12 protein-coding genes, 1 tRNA gene and 1 pseudogene are annotated in these 15,879 nt (G+C 58.7%); 9 read left to right on the forward strand and 5 right to left on the reverse strand.

Annotated elements, in window-relative coordinates; all coding sequences use genetic code 11:
- Window position 1: 1 nt before the first annotated feature.
- A complete protein-coding gene (gene folK / locus C4J94_RS24785) occupies window positions 2-520 on the reverse strand; it encodes a 2-amino-4-hydroxy-6-hydroxymethyldihydropteridine diphosphokinase (protein ID WP_124388448.1) in 519 nt (172 codons plus the stop codon).
- Complete coding sequence (folB, locus tag C4J94_RS24790; protein WP_032883867.1) at window positions 511-864, reverse strand: dihydroneopterin aldolase; 354 nt, start codon at window positions 862-864, stop codon at window positions 511-513. Before folB ends, folK begins: the two co-directional genes overlap by 10 nt.
- Before the next feature lie 74 nt (window positions 865-938).
- On the opposite strand from folB, the gene plsY reads away from it, so the two are divergent.
- Window positions 939-1,508: a glycerol-3-phosphate 1-O-acyltransferase PlsY gene (gene plsY, locus C4J94_RS24795; protein WP_124388449.1), complete on the forward strand. Its 570-nt coding sequence runs from the start codon at window positions 939-941 to the stop codon at window positions 1,506-1,508.
- Window positions 1,509-1,527: 19 nt separating this feature from the next.
- Here the strand turns inward: plsY and tsaD are convergent, their stop codons facing one another.
- Complete coding sequence (tsaD, locus tag C4J94_RS24800; protein WP_124388450.1) at window positions 1,528-2,553, reverse strand: tRNA (adenosine(37)-N6)-threonylcarbamoyltransferase complex transferase subunit TsaD; 1,026 nt, start codon at window positions 2,551-2,553, stop codon at window positions 1,528-1,530.
- A 202-nt stretch (window positions 2,554-2,755) separates the two neighbouring features.
- Between tsaD and rpsU the strand changes: the two genes are divergently transcribed.
- The 6 genes and pseudogenes from rpsU to C4J94_RS27935 form a co-directional block, all read left to right on the forward strand.
- Window positions 2,756-2,971 (forward strand): 30S ribosomal protein S21, encoded by a 216-nt coding sequence (rpsU, locus tag C4J94_RS24805; RefSeq protein WP_002551877.1) that lies wholly within the window; start codon window positions 2,756-2,758, stop codon window positions 2,969-2,971.
- A gap of 441 nt (window positions 2,972-3,412) precedes the next feature.
- Window positions 3,413-5,383: a DNA primase gene (dnaG, locus tag C4J94_RS24810; protein WP_124388451.1), complete on the forward strand. Its 1,971-nt coding sequence runs from the start codon at window positions 3,413-3,415 to the stop codon at window positions 5,381-5,383.
- Between the two features lie 67 nt (window positions 5,384-5,450).
- The gene (gene rpoD, locus C4J94_RS24815) at window positions 5,451-7,301 is read left to right on the forward strand and encodes an RNA polymerase sigma factor RpoD (RefSeq protein ID WP_124388452.1); all 1,851 of its coding nucleotides are present in this window, start codon (window positions 5,451-5,453) and stop codon (window positions 7,299-7,301) included.
- A gap of 133 nt (window positions 7,302-7,434) precedes the next feature.
- On the forward strand, window positions 7,435-11,178 hold the full coding sequence (locus tag C4J94_RS24820) for a bifunctional diguanylate cyclase/phosphodiesterase (RefSeq protein ID WP_124388453.1): 3,744 nt from the start codon (window positions 7,435-7,437) through the stop codon (window positions 11,176-11,178).
- A 15-nt stretch (window positions 11,179-11,193) separates the two neighbouring features.
- Window positions 11,194-11,270 (forward strand) — tRNA-Ile (locus C4J94_RS24825).
- 127 nt (window positions 11,271-11,397) lie between these two features.
- Window positions 11,398-11,552, forward strand: a pseudogene (locus tag C4J94_RS27935) (site-specific integrase); the annotation flags it as partial.
- Here C4J94_RS27935 and C4J94_RS24835 read toward each other — a convergent pair.
- Entirely contained in the window at window positions 11,548-12,087 is a 540-nt protein-coding gene (locus C4J94_RS24835; RefSeq protein WP_124388454.1) for a hypothetical protein, read from the reverse strand. The pseudogene C4J94_RS27935 and the gene C4J94_RS24835 sit on opposite strands and share 5 nt — an antisense overlap.
- A gap of 48 nt (window positions 12,088-12,135) precedes the next feature.
- Entirely contained in the window at window positions 12,136-13,101 is a 966-nt protein-coding gene (locus tag C4J94_RS24840; protein WP_124388455.1) for a hypothetical protein, read from the reverse strand.
- A gap of 477 nt (window positions 13,102-13,578) precedes the next feature.
- On the opposite strand from C4J94_RS24840, the gene C4J94_RS24845 reads away from it, so the two are divergent.
- The gene (locus tag C4J94_RS24845; RefSeq protein WP_124388456.1) at window positions 13,579-14,025 is read left to right on the forward strand and encodes an Lrp/AsnC family transcriptional regulator; all 447 of its coding nucleotides are present in this window, start codon (window positions 13,579-13,581) and stop codon (window positions 14,023-14,025) included.
- A gap of 167 nt (window positions 14,026-14,192) precedes the next feature.
- Window positions 14,193-15,875, forward strand: a complete 1,683-nt coding sequence (locus C4J94_RS24850) for an NAD(P)/FAD-dependent oxidoreductase (protein WP_124389039.1) — start codon at window positions 14,193-14,195, stop codon at window positions 15,873-15,875.
- Window positions 15,876-15,879 lie beyond the last annotated feature (4 nt).

The raw sequence follows: 15,879 nt of genomic DNA on the forward strand, positions 1-15,879 counted from the left end.
CCTACAGAAGCACGTCTGCCGTGAGTTGCCGGCCCTGCCACTCAAACGCCACAGGCGCAAGCACCTGATCGATCTGCGCATCACGCCACAGCGCCGCCATGGTCTTGCCCGTTTCAGGGTGCACACGATCAGGCGCCATCATCGACAGCGGCCACAACACGAACGCGTTTTTCAGGATCTCTGCCCGCGGCAGGATCAAGCCGTCGAAATTACCCACCAGGTCGCCATACAGCAGCACGTCGATATCCAGTGGCAGGCCTTTACGGTCTGGCGCATAACGGCCGTTGTCGGCCTCGATGAATTTCAACCGGCGGTCGAGTTCCTTCAACGGCAGGTCGGTAAAGGCCGACACCACCAGATTGAAGAACGGCCCGCTCTTGATACCCACGGGCTGGCTTTCGAACACCGCTGAACAGCGCATGTCCGTCAGAAAGCTCGCCAGCGCATCCAGCCCCGCCCGTAAATTGAGCTCGCGCTCGATATTACTGCCAAGGCCAAGGTAAACCTGAGTCAGCGACATCCGCGCTCGATCTCCACGCCCACGCCCTTGGCCGCCGGGACGGCACCTGGCTTGGTCAACTTGAGGTGCAGCCAGGGAATCTGGAATTCGCTCATCAGCACTTGCGCCAGGCGTTCGGCGAAGGTTTCCACCAGTTGGTACTGGGACTGCTCGGCAAAGGCCTGAATGCGCGCGGACACGCTGGCGTAGTCCAGCGCCAGGGTCAGGTCGTCACCGGCCGCGGCCGGACGGTTATCCCAGGCAAAGCTCAGGTCCAGGCGCAGGCATTGACGGATTCCGCGCTCCCAGTCGTAGGCGCCGATCACGGTGTCGACTTCCAGGCCTTCGATAAACACTCTGTCCAAGCACTCTTCTCCGCAGCACGACAAGGGCGCAATGCCCCGTTAGAATCAGGGCGTCCTCGCCCGGAATAGTTAGCATGTTTTGGTTACTGGCGATTCTCGCCTACCTGCTCGGCTCGCTGTCCTTTGCCATCTTGCTCAGCCGCCTGACGGGAAATCCCGATCCGCGAATGAGTGGCTCAGGCAATGCCGGTGCCACCAATATGCTGCGCCTGGCCGGCAAGAAACTTGCCGTGCTGACGCTGCTGGGCGACCTGTGCAAAGGCTTGCTGCCCGTACTGATCGCCAGCCTCGCCGGCCTTACCCTGCAACAGCAGGCCTGGGTGGGCGTCTGCGCCGTCCTGGGCCATCTGTTCCCCTTGTACTTCCGCTTTCGCGGCGGCAAAGGCGTCGCCACGGCAGCCGGCATGTTGCTGGGGATCTACCCTCCGGCAGCCTTGCTCGCGGTGCTCGCCTGGCTGCTGACGTTCTACCTGACCCGTACCAGCTCACTGGCTGCGCTGATCGCCACGCCGCTCACCCTGCCGTTGTTGGCCTGGCAGGCTCCGGCGGCATTGCTGCCCATGAGCGTGCTGACCCTGCTGATCGTGTGGCGCCACCGCGGCAATCTACGCGACCTGTTTGCCGGGCGCGAACGGCATTTTTAAAGCGCGTCCTCGCTAACCCTTACAACGGCGACAACTGCTCCATCGGCCAGCGCGCCTGCACGCTGATCGCCAGGCTTTCATGCTGCCCGGCCATCAGACGCTGACAGCCGGCGTAGGCGATCATCGCGCCATTGTCGGTGCAGAACTCAGGCCGCGCGTAGAACACCTCCCCCTTCATCTCGCCAAGCATTTTCTCCAGCGAGCTGCGCAAGGCCTTGTTGGCGCTGACGCCACCAGCAATCACCAGGCGCTGCATGCCGGCCTGCTTCAGGGCGCGTTTGCACTTGATGGTCAAAGTCTCTACCACGGCCTGCTGGAACGCCAGCGCGATGTCGCAACGGGCTTGCTCGCCGTCGTCCCCGACGCTGACGCTCTGCTGCCAGGTATTCAACGCCGAGGTTTTCAAGCCGCTGAAGCTGAACATCAAGCCAGGGCGATCGCACATCGGCCGAGGGAACGTGTAACGACCGGCCACGCCCTTTTCGGCGAGGCGGGCGATTTCCGGACCACCGGGGTAATTGAGCCCCATCATCTTCGCGGTCTTGTCGAACGCTTCGCCGGCCGCGTCGTCCAGCGACTCGCCCAACAAGGTGTATTGGCCGATGCCGTCGACCTGAACCAGCTGCGTATGCCCCCCCGAAACCAACAAAGCGACGAACGGGAACGCCGGCGGTGATTTTTCCAGCATGGGTGCCAGCAAATGCCCTTCCATGTGGTGCACGCCGAGAGCCGGAATGCCCCAGGCAAACGCCAGCGCCTGGGCACAGGAAGCCCCAACCAACAGGGCTCCGACCAATCCAGGGCCTGCGGTATAGGCAATCGCGTCGATCTCCGTCGGCACGCAGCCAGCCTCATCCAATACTTGGCGAATCAACGGCAGCATGCGCTTGACGTGATCACGGCTGGCAAGCTCCGGCACCACGCCGCCATAGGCGCGATGCAGGTCGATCTGACTGAACAGCGCATCGGCCAAAAGCCCGCGTTCACTGTCGTAAAGTGCGACACCGGTTTCGTCGCAGGAGGTTTCAAGTCCCAGTACTAGCATGGGTTTGCGCCTTGTAGAGGCTGAATTCGAAGGCGCGCATAATAGTCGCCACTCCCCCTCCCGACTAGCGGTTTTCGATCAGAGGCTTTGCATTCCTGCCAATGAGGGGTTAACATCCGCAACCCTTAAAAACCGACGACCTCAGCCGCGAATTTTTTGCGACGAGAACGTTGATCCCGGTAATGAAAGAAGGTAGCTCTGGATGCCAGCCGTCAAAGTAAAAGAGAACGAACCCTTCGACGTAGCTCTGCGTCGTTTCAAGCGCTCCTGCGAAAAAGCCGGTGTTCTGGCTGAAGTTCGTAGCCGCGAATTTTATGAGAAGCCAACTTCTGAGCGTAAGCGTAAAGCAGCAGCCGCTGTTAAGCGTCACGCCAAGAAAGTTCAGCGCGAACAGCGCCGCGCCGTTCGTCTGTACTAATACACAGACGTTCGTAGCAAGCTTCTGCCAAGCCCGGCCCTCAGCCGGGCTGTTGGCATTTGCGGATATCGCTTGATGCTTCATCGTCGACGCCGCACACGCGACCGAGACACTGCTTCAAACGTCAGGACTGGCTCTTTTGCCAGCGGTGCACGTCTCTTCTGACGAGCCTAACAAGGCTACTGACGAGCACACCCTATTCTTCAAGCAGACGATCAACTGTGTCGACTGTGCCCATTGATGAGCTTCCGAGACCGCCCACAGGTCAAGACCGGACTCACGGGCAACTTTTATTCGTCGAACACTGATAGAGACTAACGTCAGCGAATGTTCGACAGATACACTCCCTGACACCCCATGCAGACGATAATGCTCGAGCACCCAACGTGCGCTTGAACATTTCACGGGCCCTCATTTACACGCAGTGATGACGAGAACGCCATGGCCGGGCTGATTCCCCAGAGCTTTATTGACGACCTTCTGAACCGCACCGACATCGTCGATGTCGTCAGCTCACGCGTGCAACTGAAAAAAGCCGGCAAGAACTACACCGCCTGCTGCCCGTTCCATAAGGAAAAAACCCCGTCGTTCAGCGTCAGCCCGGACAAGCAGTTCTATTACTGCTTCGGTTGCGGCGCCGGCGGCAACGCCCTCGGCTTCCTGATGGACCACGACAACCTGGATTTCCCCCAGGCCGTCGAGGACCTGGCGAAAGCCGCCGGCATGGAAATCCCCCGCGAAGAAAGTGGCCGTGCGCACAAACCGCGACAACCCACCGACTCGCCGCTGTATCCACTGCTGACGGCCGCCGCCGAGTTCTACCGGCAGGCGCTTAAAAGCCATCCGCAGCGCAAAGCCGCTGTCGATTACCTCAAGGGCCGCGGCCTTACCGGTGAAATCGCCCGGGACTTCGGCCTCGGCTTTGCGCCGCCCGGCTGGGACAACCTGTACAAGCACCTGAGCAGCGATACGCTCCAGCAAAAAGCCATGATTGACGCCGGCCTGTTGGTGGAAAACGCCGAGACCGGCAAACGCTATGACCGCTTCCGTGACCGCGTGATGTTTCCGATCCGCGACAGCCGCGGCCGCATCATCGCGTTCGGCGGCCGAGTGCTGGGAGACGACAAGCCCAAGTACCTGAACTCCCCGGAAACCCCGGTGTTCCATAAAGGCCAGGAACTCTACGGCCTGTTCGAAGCGCGCAAGAACAACCGCAACCTCGACGAGATCATCGTGGTTGAAGGCTATATGGACGTCATCGCCCTGGCCCAGCAAGGCCTGCGCAATGCGGTGGCGACGCTCGGCACCGCCACCAGCGAAGAGCACTTGAAGCGCCTGTTTCGCGTCGTGCCCAGCGTGCTGTTCTGTTTCGACGGCGACCAGGCCGGCCGCAACGCTGCCTGGCGCGCACTCGAAGCCACGCTGTCGAGCCTGCAGGATGGGCGCCGTGCACGCTTCCTGTTCCTGCCCGAAGGCGAAGACCCGGACACCCTGGTGCGTTCCGAAGGTACCGACGCGTTCCGCGCACGCATCAATCAACACGCACAGCCGCTGGCAGACTATTTTTTCCAGCAGTTGACCGAAGAAGCCGACCCGCGCTCGCTTGAGGGCAAGGCCCATATGGCCACCCTCGCAGCGCCGTTGATCGACAAGGTTCCGGGCGCCAATTTGCGCACCCTGATGCGCCAGCGCCTGCTGGAAATCACCGGATTGAGCGGCGAAGCCGTGAGCCAGCTGGTGCATAGCGCCCCTCAGGATGCGCCACCCGCCTACGACCCGGGCATGGATTACGACGCCATGCCGGACTATGCCGACTTCCACCAACCGCAGGAAGCGTATACGCCCCAGCAGGAGTGGACGCCGAAGAAGCCCGGTGCCGGCGGCAAGAAATGGGACAAGAAGCCCTGGAGCAAGAATGGTAAACGCGGCGATCGCGACGAGGCCTACGCCCCGCGCACGCCGGTTGCCGTAGAAGCGCCGACGCTGATTGCCTTGCGCACGCTCATCCACCACCCGCAACTGGCGGGCAAGGTTGAAAGCGCCGATCATTTCGCCAACGAGAGCAACACCTATGCCCAGGTGCTTATCGCCCTGATCGAGGCCGTGCAGAAAAATCCTAAGCTAAACTCAATTCAGCTAATGGCTCGTTGGCATGGCACGGAGCAGGGCCGCCTGTTGAAGGCGCTCGCGGAAAAGGAGTGGCTAATTGACGGCGACAACCTTGAACAACAGTTTTTAGACACCATTAATAGGTTATCCGCGGGTCAGCACACACAGACCCTCGATGAGCTCATCAAGCGAGCAAGGCAGCCGGGATTGTCGGCTGAAGAGCAGATTCAGATAGCAAAACAGATGCGCGACCTCTTAAAACAGAACGTTTGCACATCAAACCCGACCTCAGCTGGCGTGTGAGGTCATAGCTCGGGTATAATCCTCGGCTTGTTTTTTGCCCGCCAAGACCTTCAGTGGATAGGGTGTTATGTCCGGAAAAGCGCAACAGCAGTCTCGTATCAAAGAGTTGATCACCCTTGGTCGTGAGCAGAAGTATCTGACTTACGCAGAGGTCAACGACCACCTGCCTGAGGATATTTCAGATCCAGAGCAGGTGGAAGACATCATCCGCATGATTAATGACATGGGGATCCCCGTACACGAGAGTGCTCCGGATGCGGACGCCCTTATGTTGGCCGACGCCGATACCGACGAGGCAGCCGCTGAAGAAGCCGCTGCCGCGTTGGCCGCGGTGGAGACCGACATCGGTCGCACGACTGACCCTGTGCGCATGTATATGCGTGAAATGGGTACCGTCGAGTTGCTGACACGCGAAGGCGAAATCGAAATCGCCAAGCGTATCGAAGAGGGCATCCGTGAAGTGATGGGCGCAATCGCGCACTTCCCTGGCACGGTTGACCACATTCTCTCCGAGTACACTCGCGTCACCACCGAAGGTGGCCGCCTGTCTGACGTCCTGAGCGGTTATATCGACCCGGACGACGGCATTGCGCCGCCTGCCGCCGAAGTACCGCCGCCTGTCGATCCGAAGGCACCGAAAGCGGACGACGACTCCGACGAAGACGAGGCTGAAGCCAGCACCGACGACGAAGAAGAAGTCGAAAGCGGCCCAGACCCGATCATCGCTGCCCAGCGCTTCGGTGCGGTTTCCGATCAAATGGAAATCACCCGCAAGGCACTGAAAAAGCATGGTCGTGCCAACAAGCAGGCAATTGCCGAGCTGCTGGCCCTGGCCGAGCTGTTCATGCCGATCAAGCTGGTACCGAAGCAATTCGAAGGCCTGGTTGAACGCGTTCGTAGCGCCCTTGAGCGTCTGCGTGCACAAGAGCGTGCGATCATGCAGCTCTGTGTCCGTGATGCGCGCATGCCGCGTACCGACTTCCTGCGCCAGTTCCCGGGCCACGAAGTTGACGAAGCCTGGAGCGATGCCCTGGCCAAAGGCAAGGCGAAATATGCCGAAGCCATTGGTCGCCTGCAGCCGGACATCATCCGTTGCCAGCAGAAACTGAGCGCACTGGAGGCTGAAACCGGCCTGACGATTGCCGAGATCAAGGACATCAACCGTCGCATGTCGATCGGTGAGGCCAAGGCCCGCCGCGCGAAGAAAGAGATGGTTGAAGCGAACTTGCGTCTGGTGATCTCCATCGCCAAGAAGTACACCAACCGTGGCCTGCAATTCCTCGACCTGATCCAGGAAGGCAACATCGGCTTGATGAAGGCGGTGGACAAGTTCGAATACCGTCGCGGCTACAAGTTCTCGACTTATGCCACCTGGTGGATCCGTCAGGCGATCACTCGCTCGATCGCCGACCAGGCCCGCACCATCCGTATTCCGGTGCACATGATCGAGACCATCAACAAGCTCAACCGTATTTCCCGGCAGATGTTGCAGGAGATGGGTCGCGAACCGACCCCGGAAGAGCTTGGCGAACGCATGGAAATGCCTGAGGATAAAATCCGCAAGGTATTGAAGATCGCTAAAGAGCCGATCTCCATGGAAACGCCGATTGGTGATGACGAAGACTCCCATCTGGGTGACTTCATCGAAGACTCGACCATGCAGTCGCCAATCGATGTCGCCACTGTTGAGAGCCTTAAAGAAGCGACTCGCGACGTACTCTCCGGCCTCACTGCCCGTGAAGCCAAGGTACTGCGCATGCGTTTCGGCATCGACATGAATACCGACCACACCCTTGAGGAAGTCGGTAAGCAGTTTGACGTGACCCGCGAGCGGATCCGTCAAATCGAAGCCAAGGCGCTGCGCAAGCTGCGCCACCCGACGCGAAGCGAGCATCTGCGCTCCTTCCTCGACGAGTGATACCAGAACCCCCGGCCCAGGCCGGGGGTTTTGCTTTCTACCGTTAGTTCCACAGATTAACTCCCTGCGACACCCCCGCCCTCGCAATGCCCGTCTACACTCGAGACATTCCCCGTGCCATAACGAGACCGTTATGCCCAGATTGCCGACCGTGATACTGCTGTCGCTGCTGACCTGGACCGCAACGGCTGGCGCGTTGACTCTCACTGATGATGAGCGTAGCTGGCTGACGGACCATCAGGAGCTGCGCCTTGGGGTGGATGCGTCCTGGCCACCCTTTGAATACCGCGATGAGAATGGCCGCTACCAGGGCCTGGCCGCTGATTACGTGCGCCTGATCCAGGATCGCCTGGGCGTCAAGGTCAGTCTGATCGAGCCTACGAACTGGACCGCTGTGCTCGAACAAGCACGCAACAATCAACTCGACCTGCTGCCCGGCATCATGTCTACCCCGGAACGCCAGAGTTTCCTGGCCTTCACGCGCCCCTATCTCGACTTTCCCATCGTGATATTGGCCCATGAAGGCGGCGCGAAGCCGCGCAACCTCAAGGACTTGTACGGGCTGAAAATCGCAGTGGTGGAGAACTATGCGCCTCATGAATTACTGCGCACCCATCATCCGGACCTCAATCTCGTCGCGATGCCTAACGTCAGCTCTACGCTGCAGGCCCTTGCGACCGATGAAGTCGATGCAGTCGTCAGCGACCTGGCGTCCAGCGTCTGGAGCCTGCGCCAGCTGAAACTCGATGGTTTGTATGTCAGTGGCGAAACGCCTTACCGCTATCAGTTGGCAATGGGCGTGCCCCGCGATGGGAAAATACTGGTGGGCATCCTGGACAAGGTGCTCGCCGACCTCAGCCCGGCCGAAACCGACGCGATCCAGCAGCATTGGGTCGGCAGCTTCAGCGATCACCGCACATTCTGGGTAGATTTGTTGACGTACGGTCTCCCCGCCGTGTTGCTGCTAAGCACCGTGCTGGCCATTGTGATTCGGATTAATCGCCGGCTCAGTTCGGAAATTTCCCGCCGAGTAGCGCTTGAGCAGGAACTACGCAGCAGCGAGTACCACTATCGCGGCCTGGTGGAGAGCCTATCCGCCATCGCCTGGGAAGCCAGCATCAGCGACTTCACCTACAGCTACGTGTCGCCCCATGCCGAAGAACTGCTTGGCTACCCCCGCGCCCACTGGTTGATCCCTGGCTTCTGGCGCAACATCATTCACCCTGCCGATCTGACGCGCGCCGAAACATATTGTTTCCGTGAAACTCGCGCCAACCGTGATCACAGCATCGACTATCGCGTTATCACCGCAGACGGCCGCTGCCTGTGGGTACGCGACATCGTCAGCCTGATCGAACACGGCCATGAACCGGTGCTACGCGGCTTGATGATCGATATCAGCGAAGCCAAGCGTACGGAAGAGGCGTTGCAGCTGTCTGAACAGAAGTTTGCCTCGGTGTTCCAGCAGTGCCCGGACATCCTGGTGATCGCCCGACTGGCCGATGGATGCCTGCTTGAAGTCAACAAGGCGTTTGAAGATCAGATTGGCCTGGGCGCCAAGGACGTGGTGGGCAAAACCGCCACCGAGCTGAATATCTGGGGCATTCAGGGCGTCGGTCCGGATTTGCTGCAACGCGTGCAGACCACCAGCATCCGCAACCTGGAGATGACCTTCCTGCGCAGCAACGGGCAGGCATTTACCGGGCTTATTTCCGCCGAACCGTTCCAACTCGATACCACCGAGGCCTTGGTGGTGGTGGTGCGGGATATCACTCAGCTCAAGGAAACCCAACAGCAGCTGCAAACTTCAGAAGAGAAATTTGCCAAGGCGTTCCATGCTTCCCCAGATGGCTTGTTGCTGAGCCGGCAAAGCGACGGTCTGCTGATAGAAGTGAACGAGGGTTTCAGCAACCTGACCGGCTACACCAGCGCCACATCGCTGGATCAATCGGCCCTGGACCTTGGCATCTGGGTCGACCTCAATGAACGCAAACACATGCTGGAGTTGATGCAGCGCGACGGCTTTGTCCGCGACTTTATCTGCCATATCCGCCGCGTCGATGGCCAGGTTCGCCTCTGCGAACTGTCCAGCCGCCCGCTGCCCATCGGCGAAGAAGACTGCATGCTGACCATCGCCCGCGATATCACCGAACGCCAACTGATGCAGGAAAAACTGCAACAAGCCGCCACCGTGTTCGAAAGCACCGCCGAAGGCGTATTGATCACCGACACGCGGCAGAACATCAGTGCCGTCAACCGCGCCTTCAGCGAAATCACCGGTTACAGCGAGGCCGAGGCGCTGGGCCATACCCCGCGCCTGCTCGCCTCCGGCATGCACGACAGCGCCTTCTATGCGGCGATGTGGCACCAGTTGACGACCCAGGGCCACTGGCAGGGCGAAATTTCCAACCGACGCAAGAACGGTGAGTTGTACCCCAGCTGGCTGACCATCAGCGCCGTGCGCAATCGCGATCAGTTGGTCACGCACTTCGTGGCCGTATTTGCCGACATCTCCAGCCTCAAGCTCGCCCAGGCGCGCCTCGACTATCAGGCCCATCACGACCCGCTGACCGGCCTGCCCAACCGCACGCTGTTTGAAAGCCGACTGCAGGCCGCCCTCAATGGCCAGCAGGAAAGCGGTAATCAAGGCGCCGTGCTGTTTCTGGACCTGGACCGCTTCAAACATATCAACGATAGCCTCGGTCACCCGGTGGGCGACCTGCTGCTCAAAGACATCGCCGTGCGCCTCAAGGAACAACTGCGCGATATCGACACTGTCGCCCGCCTGGGCGGCGATGAATTCATCATCCTGCTGCCCGGCCTGCAACAGGCCAGCGACGCCCAATACCTGGCGAATAAACTGCTCGATTGCTTCACCCCGCCCTTCCAGGCGGGCGAGCATGAGTTCTTTATCAGCGCGAGTATCGGCACCAGCCTGTACCCACAGGACGGCACCGATGTCGCCACCCTGGTCAAGAATGCCGACGCCGCGATGTACCGTTCCAAAGCCAAGGGCCGCAACCGTGTCGAAAGCTATACCCGCGACCTGACGGCCCAGGCCAATGAACGCGTGGCCTTGGAGCATGAACTGCGCCGCGCCCTCGAACGTGACGAGTTGAGCCTCTATTACCAGCCCAAACGCAGCCTGATCACCCAGGAACTGATCGGCGCCGAAGCCTTGATTCGCTGGCACCACCCAACCTTTGGCGAAGTACCGCCCGAACACTTCATCGCCCTCGCCGAAGAGAACGGCATGATTCTGCAAATCGGCGATTGGGTACTGGAGCAGGCCTGCCGACAGATGCACATCTGGCGAGGCACTTTCGATGATTTCGGCCCCCTGTCCGTCAACCTCGCCGGCGCACAGCTGCGTCACCCCAACCTGTTGTCACGCATCGAACAACTGCTGCGCGATTACCGCCTGGAACCCGGCTGCCTGCAACTGGAAATCACCGAAAATTTCATCATGAGCCAGGCCGAAGAAGCGCTGGAAGTGTTGCACCAACTCAAAGGGCTGGGGGTGCAACTGGCGATCGACGATTTTGGCACCGGTTATTCGTCCCTCAGCTACCTCAAGCGCCTGCCGCTGGATTTCCTCAAGATCGACCAATCCTTCGTCCGCGGCCTGCCCGACGACCCCCACGACGCCGCCATCGTGCGCGCCATCATCGCCCTCGGCCACAGCATGCAATTCACCATCATCGCCGAAGGCGTGGAAAACCCCGCCCAGCAAGCCTTCCTCGCTGCAGAAGGCTGCGAACAGATGCAAGGCTACATCGTCAGCCTGCCGTTGCCACCGGAGCAATTTGCCGCAAGCTTCCTTCGCACGAGACTCGAGGATTATTCGGATGGCACAGTGAACAAACCATCGTTATAATCCGCGACCTACTGAGGGCCTATAGCTCAGTTGGTCAGAGCAGAGGACTCATAATCCTTTGGTCCACGGTTCAAGTCCGTGTGGGCCCACCAAACAAGAAAGCCGCGCATTGCGCGGCTTTTTGCTGTCTGCGAAAAAACAGCTGGACCAGCCCTATGGTCCGCAGGTAAAAAATCGGTACAGTGCCGAAGCGACGGTACGTTTTGGAGCAGAAATAAGATGGCCACCGTCGTCAAAACAGACGCTGGCACCTGGAAAGCCCTAGTGCGGAAAACCGGCTGACCCGCCAACGCGAAGACCTTTCGCACCAAGCGTGATGCCGAAGACTGGGGCATCGCACAGAAGATGAAATGGTCAGAGGCGTTTACATCAGGCCTCTGAGGAGATCTCGGTGGCCTGTTCTGCTTTCAGGATGTCCTGATGCAGTTGGTTAATGTGCTCCACTGCCTTGTTGCCTCGGGCAAGGTGGGTGACCAAGATTTCGCTTGTTTTGGTAAAGCGATGTCCGATACGTACGGTATATGATCGGAAAACCCAGCTTAAAAAACCCGTGAAGTACATGGCGTCTTCGATATCACGCCACTTCACCCCACGGTATCCCCGTCGCCAAGGCAAAATCCCCTGGTACAACCAAACGCCAACGCTGTCCGTGTAGAGATAAACGCTTCTCAGGTAGAGGATCTTATAGATGAGCACAGCGAACGCGAACAGCAGAACAACAACGCTGACCGAAATGCCGATTTGATAGGCCTGTTCGGTCTGAGCCTTGGTTACCGTCAGCCACCCGATTCCCGCTGAAAAAGCTACCAGAGCGAAGAAGGCAAAAATCGTGCTGAGATAGGCGAGCCAGGACAATCTATACAATTCGTGCGGGGACGTATTACGGGTGGGATGTTCATATCCATCCATAAACAGTGAACTCCTTGGTAAAGCTGAGCCTTAGTGAAAGTGCCAGAATCAGATTTCGTCAGCTACAGATTGAGGGTTGCCCCTGAGTCTTTCCCTTTGCCCCTTCAAGGATGGCCTGCCTTCAACGACCTTAGCAATCCGAGCGGCGATACTTCCCCACCCCGGCCAGTAATTTTGTTTAGTAAACTGGTCTTCATCCCAGAAATCTTCCCACCAGCAGCTCTTCTCTTGGTGACGAATAATTCCGATAGGATGGCGCTTCCCTGCCAAGATAGAGGAAAAGTCCTCATCATCGACTAAGAAAGCTTGAATCGATGTCTCTGTCGCATCGCCCCGCGTCCAACGCCTGTACAAGTTCTCGAAGATCACGCTCAGGGCAGCTAGGCTTGATTCTCCCCCCGCGCCAATGCTGTCGCTAATATGATAAGGCGTTGAATAAGTATGGGCATGCCAATCGGAGTAACTCCGCACATATGCAAACTCACCTGACTTACTTTTACTACGCAGAAGGTAAAGCTTCGGCTTAACTCCAGTCTCGGATGGAGCCAAGAGAAAATCTGCACCTGCAAAGGCATCCTCGGGTATACGTTGGTATTGGGAGGAATATGGAGTGCCTTCACCATGCAAGAGCCATTCTCGGGTACAGCCGAAAATGTTTGCTATCTGTGAAAGCTCTTCGAAAGATGGCTCCAATTCTCCCGCAAACCACAATTCCACATTTTCAGCATACTGCCAGCCAAGGGCCTCTGCTAACCGCGAAGGCGACGCGGACTTGCCTAAGCGCGCGCGATCGATTTCTTCCTGCAAGTAACGTAAGCGCTGGCCAATTGCCGCAGCCCTGGTTGTTCGAATCTCGCTTTCAAGCTGAGGTGATACCCAGGCTCTTAGCGCCTGCCTTGCTTCTGCTTCTAGAGATCTATCGCGGTGATCAGCCAATACATTCAAGGCTCTAAGCACCTCGGCAGGCAGATTTCGGACAGTGATTTTTCCGTTGGGGACATCGCTATTGAACATAGCCAAACCTGCTACAAAGAGAGGGACCTTAAAAATACTACAAAAAGACGTCAGTTTGCGATCATTTTGTTTTTTCCTTAAAGACCACACAAATTGGCTATCAGATTAAGCCTACTTCACCATCAATCCTGATCACAGATGCTCACAGTCGTGAGGCGCCCCCCTAACAAAGCACTACAAAATCGGTACAGAGGCGGTACAGACATGGCTATTACTATTTCTCGAAATTACGCCAAACCCACTATTCACGGTGCTTTAAGCTTTGTGTACTTACGCTAAGCTCTGTGTGGTTTTATTAAGCTTGCAGCGTTTCTAGGCAACTCATAATCCTTTGGTCCACGGTTCAAGTCCGTGTGGGCCCACCACTTTGAAAGCCGCGCATTGCGCGGCTTTTGCGTATCTGGCGCAGCAGTTCTGTAAGCCCGACCAAGCCTGTAACATACCTGCCCACTGCACCCTCGCACTGGAGCTTCACCCTTGCCCGCCCTAGACGAAATCGACCGCCAACTGATCGCCGCCTTGCAGCTCAATGCTCGCGAAAGCGTAGCCATGCTTGCCCGGCAGTTGGGGATCGCGCGCACCACGGTCACTTCGCGCCTGGCACGCCTTGAGAAAACCCAGGTGATTACCGGTTATGGCGTGCGCCTGGGCCAGCGCGTGGCGGATGGTGGTTTGCAGGCGTATGTGGGCATTACCGTGCAGCCGCGTTCGGGCAAGGAAGTACTGCGCAGGTTGAGTGCAATGGCCCAGGTACAGCAGTTGTGTGCGGTGAGCGGCGAGTTTGATTACGTGGCGTGGCTGCGCACTGAGTCGCCGGAGCAGCTTGATCAGTTGCTGGATCAGATCGGCAGCGTCGATGGGGTGGAAAAAACCACCACGTCTATCATCCTTAGTAACAAATTGGACCGCGGGCAACCTATCTGACTAATAGCCTCGTCAGATTGACTGAAACGAGTGCAATCCGACGACACATTGCGTCTTATTAATGAGCGCAACGCTCCCTAAACTGGCTGCCATCTTTTCCTATACTCAACGGGCCCTATCCCGCCGAGTCGTCAGTAAGGTCAGCCATGAGCATTCCGTCCAGCAGCATCGCCAAGCCCCATCGCCACCCCACTGACGGGAAAAAACCCATCACCATCTTCGGCCCGGATTTCCCGTTTGCCTTTGATGACTGGATCGAACATCCCGCCGGCCTGGGCAGTATTCCTGCCGCCAGTCACGGCGCCGAAGTGGCGATCGTGGGCGCCGGTATTGCCGGGTTGGTGGCTGCCTACGAGCTGATGAAGCTGGGCTTGAAGCCGGTGGTCTACGAAGCCTCGAAGATGGGCGGTCGCCTGCGTTCCCAGGCTTTCGAAGGCGCCGAAGGCATCATCGCCGAGCTGGGCGGGATGCGCTTTCCGGTGTCGTCCACGGCGTTCTATCACTATGTGGACAAGCTGGGCCTGGAAACCAAACCCTTTCCCAACCCGCTGACGCCGGCATCCGGCAGCACCGTTATTGATCTGGAAGGCCAGACGCATTACGCGCAAAAGCTCTCCGACCTGCCGGTGCTGTTCCAGGAAGTCGCTGACGCCTGGGCCGACGCGCTGGAAGCCGGGTCGCAGTTCGGCGATATCCAACAGGCGATCCGTGACCGCGACGTGCCGCGCCTCAAAGCGCTGTGGAATAAGCTGGTGCCGCTGTGGGATGACCGTACCTTCTACGACTTCGTCGCCACCTCAAAAGCCTTTGCCAAGCTGTCGTTCCATCATCGCGAAGTATTTGGCCAGGTCGGTTTCGGCACTGGAGGCTGGGACTCGGACTTCCCCAATTCCATGCTGGAAATCTTCCGCGTGGTGATGACCAACTGCGACGACCATCAGCACCTGGTCGTCGGCGGCGTAGCCCAAGTGCCCATGGGCATCTGGCGTCACGTGCCGGAGCGCTGTGCCCACTGGCCTGCCGGCACCAGCCTGAGTTCACTGCACCGAGGCGCGCCACGGGCGGGTGTGAAGCGAATTGCCCATGCTGCCGACGGCCGTTTCGCCGTCACCGACACCTACGGTGACACCCGCGAATACGCCGCCGTGCTGACCACCTGCCAAAGCTGGCTGCTGACCACCCAGATCGAATGCGACGAAACCCTGTTCTCGCAAAAGATGTGGATGGCCCTGGATCGCACGCGCTACATGCAGTCATCCAAGACCTTTGTCATGGTCGACCGCCCGTTCTGGAAAGACAAAGACCCGGAAACCGGCCGCGACCTGATGAGCATGACCCTCACTGATCGCCTGACGCGCGGCACCTATCTGTTCGACAACGGCGACGACAAGCCGGGGGTGATCTGCCTGTCCTACTCGTGGATGAGCGACGCGTTGAAAATGCTGCCCCAACCCATCGACAAGCGGGTCAAACTGGCCCTCGACGCACTGAGTAAGATCTACCCGAAAGTCGACATCAAGGCGCGCATCATCGGCGACCCGATCACTATCTCCTGGGAAGCCGACCCGCATTTCCTCGGTGCCTTCAAGGGTGCGTTGCCCGGCCACTACCGGTATAACCAGCGCATGTATGCGCACTTCATGCAGAAGGACATGCCCGCCGAACAGCGTGGGATTTTTATCGCTGGCGACGACGTTTCCTGGACGCCGGCCTGGGTGGAAGGCGCGGTACAAACCTCGCTGAACGCGGTATGGGGCATCATGACCCACTTCGGCGGCAGCACCCATCCGGAAAACCCGGGGCCCGGCGATGTGTTTGACGAGATAGGGCCAATCGCCCTGCCCGAATAAGGAG

The organism is Pseudomonas sp. R5-89-07 (genome assembly GCF_003851685.1).
Lineage (GTDB): Bacteria > Pseudomonadota > Gammaproteobacteria > Pseudomonadales > Pseudomonadaceae > Aquipseudomonas.

What these genes read in the sequence shown, in the direction of transcription:
- C4J94_RS24835 (WP_124388454.1), bottom strand. Translation starts at nt 12,087, where the DNA reads ATGGATGGATATGAACATCCCACCCGTAATACGTCCCCGCACGAATTG.
- rpsU (WP_002551877.1), top strand. Translation starts at nt 2,756, where the DNA reads ATGCCAGCCGTCAAAGTAAAAGAGAACGAACCCTTCGACGTAGCTCTG.
- C4J94_RS24820 (WP_124388453.1), top strand. Translation starts at nt 7,435, where the DNA reads ATGCCCAGATTGCCGACCGTGATACTGCTGTCGCTGCTGACCTGGACC.
- dnaG (WP_124388451.1), top strand. Translation starts at nt 3,413, where the DNA reads ATGGCCGGGCTGATTCCCCAGAGCTTTATTGACGACCTTCTGAACCGC.
- rpoD (WP_124388452.1), top strand. Translation starts at nt 5,451, where the DNA reads ATGTCCGGAAAAGCGCAACAGCAGTCTCGTATCAAAGAGTTGATCACC.
- C4J94_RS24840 (WP_124388455.1), bottom strand. Translation starts at nt 13,101, where the DNA reads ATGTTCAATAGCGATGTCCCCAACGGAAAAATCACTGTCCGAAATCTG.
- plsY (WP_124388449.1), top strand. Translation starts at nt 939, where the DNA reads ATGTTTTGGTTACTGGCGATTCTCGCCTACCTGCTCGGCTCGCTGTCC.
- folK (WP_124388448.1), bottom strand. Translation starts at nt 520, where the DNA reads ATGTCGCTGACTCAGGTTTACCTTGGCCTTGGCAGTAATATCGAGCGC.
- tsaD (WP_124388450.1), bottom strand. Translation starts at nt 2,553, where the DNA reads ATGCTAGTACTGGGACTTGAAACCTCCTGCGACGAAACCGGTGTCGCA.